This is a genomic window from Kribbella albertanoniae (genome assembly GCF_004348455.1).
Classification (GTDB): Bacteria; Actinomycetota; Actinomycetes; order Propionibacteriales; family Kribbellaceae; genus Kribbella; species Kribbella albertanoniae.
This window is the reverse complement of sequence record NZ_SMKA01000429.1, coordinates 1-4,368: the sequence shown is the minus strand read 5'-3', so window position 1 is coordinate 4,368 and position 4,368 is coordinate 1. Positions and strand designations below refer to the sequence as shown.

At 67.6% G+C, this 4,368-nt stretch carries 4 protein-coding genes; 3 read left to right on the top strand and 1 reads right to left on the bottom strand.

What is annotated here, in order from left to right:
• On the bottom strand, positions 1-1,694 hold a 1,694-nt coding region (locus tag E1261_RS43410), incomplete at its 3' end, for a penicillin acylase family protein (RefSeq protein ID WP_132415991.1).
• A 121-nt stretch (positions 1,695-1,815) separates the two neighbouring features.
• Here E1261_RS43410 and E1261_RS43405 point away from each other — a divergent pair.
• The 3 genes from E1261_RS43405 to E1261_RS43395 all read left to right on the top strand — a co-directional run bounded on the left by E1261_RS43405 (position 1,816) and on the right by E1261_RS43395 (position 4,182).
• Positions 1,816-2,529, top strand: coding sequence for a siderophore-interacting protein (locus E1261_RS43405; protein ID WP_132415989.1), 714 nt, complete (start codon positions 1,816-1,818; stop codon positions 2,527-2,529).
• A gap of 15 nt (positions 2,530-2,544) precedes the next feature.
• On the top strand, positions 2,545-3,000 hold the full coding sequence (locus E1261_RS43400; RefSeq protein ID WP_132415987.1) for a GNAT family N-acetyltransferase: 456 nt from the start codon (positions 2,545-2,547) through the stop codon (positions 2,998-3,000).
• A 63-nt stretch (positions 3,001-3,063) separates the two neighbouring features.
• The gene (locus E1261_RS43395; protein WP_132415985.1) at positions 3,064-4,182 is read left to right on the top strand and encodes a peptidoglycan-binding protein; all 1,119 of its coding nucleotides are present in this window, start codon (positions 3,064-3,066) and stop codon (positions 4,180-4,182) included.
• Positions 4,183-4,368: the final 186 nt, after the last annotated feature.

Here is a 4,368-nt window from a genome sequence, read left to right as displayed (position 1 = left end):
CCCCAGGGTGGGCGGGGTTTGGCGGCGGCTACGTCTTCCAGGGCGGCGTGGATGATCGGGGCGATGTCCAGGTCCGCGGACTCGAGCAGGTTCTCCAGGGCGAAGGAGACGTGGGCGAGGGTGTCCAGGTACGGCGCGAAGATCTCGGGGCAGTCGGGGTTCTCGAGGATGGAGAAGCGGTCGGTGAGGCGGGCGATCACCGCTTTGCGGAGGGCGGCGTACGTCGAGGCCGTGGTACTGGTCGAGTCCATCCGGCGATCCCAGCCGAGGAGTTCGGTGCGCAGGGCAACGGCTTCGGTGGAGAGGCCTGCGGAGGGGAGCCGGTCGAGGATGCTTGCGGCGGAACCGAGGTAGGTGTCGGTGTGGATGGTCGGCATGTCGCCGACCGACCAGTCGGAGCGCTTGGCCAGCAGTTCCTGGATGCGGTTCGTTCGATGGGGTGCTGCGAACTCGACGCCGAGTGGGGCCGCGATCTCGCGCGCGTTCGCCATCGCGACCGGGCCGGTGACCTCCTCCCGCGGCATCGGGAGCCAGCCGTCCCACGCGAAGGCGGCGTCCCAGGCCGGTACGACGCGCAACGAGTTGGCCTGGTGGCGTTGCGGGACCACGCCCGCGACCCGGTGCAGCAGCCCGCCGGAGGTGTCGGCGGCCATGACGACGTTGACCGGTTCGACCCAGGCCTCCAACGCCACGTCGATCTCGGCAACGGTCGTTGCCTTCAGCAACCGAGGGAGCACCTCGAAGCCGAGTCGTTTGAGGACGCGTGGTGGGTAGCGCAGGCTGAGGGTCTGGCCGGCGTGGTCGACGATGATCGGGCCGCGCTCGGTCTCGATCACGTCGATCGTGACCGGATCCGCGCCCAGGACCTCGATGACCTCGGTGTGCCGGGATGCAGGCTGCCAACCGTCGGCGCCGAGCGCTTCGACCGATGATTCGGTCCGGCGGAGTTGTTCGGCGTACAGGTCCTGGTAGTCGGCTGTGGCGTTGGTGATTGCCCAGGCCACCTTTCCGGCGTGGCCGAAGTGCGCGATGCCGGGGATGCCGGGGACGGCCAGGCCGAGTACGTCGTACGACGGGCAGGTGAGCCGGATCTGCTGATACACGCCCGGGTGCTCGACGTACCGGTGCGGGTCGCCGGCGATGATCGCCTGGCCGGTGACGGTGGCCGAGCCGGGGATCAGCCAGCCGTTGCTGCCGGAGGCGCCCGGTCCTTCGGAGGTGAACAGTTGGAGGTACTCCTCGCCGAGGCGCTGCGCGACATGGGTGCGCCACAGCTTGCCCGGGAAGCCCGCGAACAGGATGTGCACGGTGAGCCAGATCCCGAGCGGCGTCCACGGTTCCCACTCGCCAGGCGTCAGGCCGGTCTGCGCGAACTCGGGCGCCTCGGCTGACGGCAGTGCTGAGTTCACGCCATCGACGTACGCCGTGACCCAGGCGCGGGTGTCGTCGTCGAGTGCGTCGAAGCACTGCTGGGCGGTGTCCGCGAGCCGAGCTTGCCGGGCGAACGTGTCCCACGGCAGTGCGTCCGGGCCGAGGAAGGAGGCGGTCGTCCCGTTCAAACGATGCCGGGCGTACTCGAGTTGCCAGGCGCGGTCGTGGGCGGTGGTCGCGCCTTGGAGGTGAACGAGGCTGAGCGGATCACCGGCCTGCAGGTGGGGAACGCCGTACGCGTCGCGGGTCACCTGAGGATTCACGCACTGCCTCGCTTAAGTTAGGGTAGCCTTAGTTACGTCATTAACTTAGAAACCTGGCTCGCGCAGCCAACCTATGGACTGAACGCGACCCGCCGCAACGACAATTGCCAGGAGGTACGCCGTGGGGCACGGCTGGGAAGGTGCGGTCCTCAAGCTGTTCCGCGGGAAGGATTTCGTCTTCACCGTGACGGGTGCCGAGGACGTCACCGAGCGATACCGCCGGGTGCACTTCACCGACGGCGGGCTGCTCGCGGCGATCGGGGTGCATCCGACCATGTGGGTGCGGCTGTGGTTCGACAAGAACGGCAAGCCGCATCAGCGCGCGTACACACTGGTCGATCCGGATGTCGAGAAGGGCACGTTCAGCATGGAGTTCGCGCTGCACGAGGGGTGTGCGAGCGACTGGTCGCTGAAGGCTCAGTCCGGCGACACGATCGATGCGACCGTCCAGGGGACGGGTTTCGAGATCCCGGATCCGCTACCCGGCCGGATGCTGGTGATCGGTGCGCCGGCGTCGTTGCCGGCGATCAACTCGCTGCTCGCGGTGGCGCCGAAGGTGCCCGCCACGATCTGGTTCGAGACCACGCATGAGGGCGATCGCGAGCTTCCGTTCCGGGTCGATCCCGAGCGGCACGAGATCCGCAATCTGGCGAGCCAGGAGTTCGTCGACGGGGTCAAGAGCGAGCTGCCGGGGTTCATCGACGACCCGGCCGGCGCGTTCGTGTGGATCGCCTGCGACACCCGGATGACGCGGGCGCTCACGTCGTACGTCATCAAGGAACTCGAGGTGCCCAAGCATCGGGTGAAAGCCCTTGGCTACTGGCGTGTCACCTGAACTACCGTGACCCGGGTGATCACCGCACTCGACCTCACGGACCGTGCTCTAGCCGAGCGGGTGCTGACGATTCAGCATGCCGCGTACGCCGTCGAGGCCGAGCTGATCGGCTTCGAGGGGATCCCGCCGTTGCAGGAGGATCTGGCCGGGCTGATGGCGTCCACCGAACACTGGCTCGGCCGGTACGACGGTTCGCGCCTGGTCGGCGCGGTTGCCTACGAACTCGAGCCCGGCGTGGTCGAGATCAGCCGGCTGATCGTCGACCCGGCCCACGCCCGCCGCGGCCACGGCCGAGCCCTGCTCGACCACCTCGACGAGCTGGAACCACGCCCGGTCAGCCGCGTCTCCACCGGCAGCCTCAACACCCCGGCCGTGAACCTCTACACCTCACGCGGCTACCGAGTGCGCTCCCGCATCGAGGTCGCCCCGGGGGTCGAGATCGCGCAGTTCGAACGCTCTGTTAATTACTAACCACTATCTGTATCCTCCTCGGTGAAAACCTTCATTTCCGGTACCGCCCCACTGGAGGATGAGATGGTCAGACGTGTTGTCGTTGGTTTGGTGGCCTTGGCAGTTGCCGGTCTGGCGCTGCTGGCTCCGACCCAGAATTCGCAAGCCGATGAGCTCGCCGGGCCGACCGCGGCCCAGCTGAAGGCCCGCGCCGGCGGGTGTGAGACGCAGTTGTCGAACGGGAACTACGCGCACGACTCCGGCGGATCGCGCACGGTCGCGGTCTGCCGGTCCGGCGATGCCGTGCATTGGACCGCCGATTTCGATGTGGACTGCGACGGTCAGCGGACCACGCAGTGCAACGAGAACACCGATCCCTCGTTCCAGCCGAACACCTCGTGGAACCAGTCCGACGGCCGGCCACTCAACAGCGCCGGGCTGCCGTTCATCGTCGTACCGCTGTCGAGCACGATCTGGAACTTCCGAACCGCCGGGATCGACGGTGCGACCGTGGCCGCGGTCGTCTACGGCGACAAGGTCGCGTACGCCGTCGTGGGTGATCAGGGCCCGACCGGGATCATCGGCGAGGGGTCGTACAAGCTGGCCCAGCAACTCGGGATCAACCCGAACCCGTCCTCCGGCGGCGTGTCCGGCGCGGTCGTCACGTACATCCTGTTCCCCGGCGTCTCGTCGGTCCCGATCGAGAACCAGACCGATGCCCTCACGAAGGGGGAGGCGGCCGCCACCGCATTCGTGAACAGCACCCAGACCTGTGCATCCACCAATCTGGACTTCACGGCGTACCCAGCTCTGCAAGCGGGTTCGACCGGTGGCGCGGTCCGGGCTGCGCAGTGTCTGCTCGGTGGTACGCCCAGCGGAACCTTCGACGCGCCCACAACCGATGCAGTCAAGGCGTTCCAGACCCGAGTCGGCCTCCCCGCCGACGGCCTGATCGGCGCCAAGACCTGGACCGCCCTACTGTCTGCCGGCGATCAACCGACGATCCGCAACGGCTCCACCGGTACGGCGGTCCGCCGCCTGCAACGGTCCTTGACCGCAGCCCTCGGCCGAACCGTCATCATCGACAGCCAGTTCGGCCCAGCCACCGAAACCGCCGCCAAGGACTACCAACGAACCCGAGCCCTCATCGTCGACGGCGTAGTAGGCCCAGTCACCTGGACCGCCCTCCAATCCGGCAAGTAGCCGGCCGACCACACCACCTGATATCAGCTCCTGATGCCCCTTCTCAGGTCGTATACGAGCTGAGAAGGGGCAACACGGACGGATATCAGCTCGTGTTGTCGGGCGGGGTTCTGTACGCCGACCACCACCCGGCCTCCGACTCACCCGGCCTCCGCCTCCAGGCCCACCCGGTCTCCGGCTCACCCG

Excerpts from the sequence above, each read along its gene's own strand:
- E1261_RS43395 (WP_132415985.1), top strand. The coding sequence starts at position 3,064 with ATGGTCAGACGTGTTGTCGTTGGTTTGGTGGCCTTGGCAGTTGCCGGT.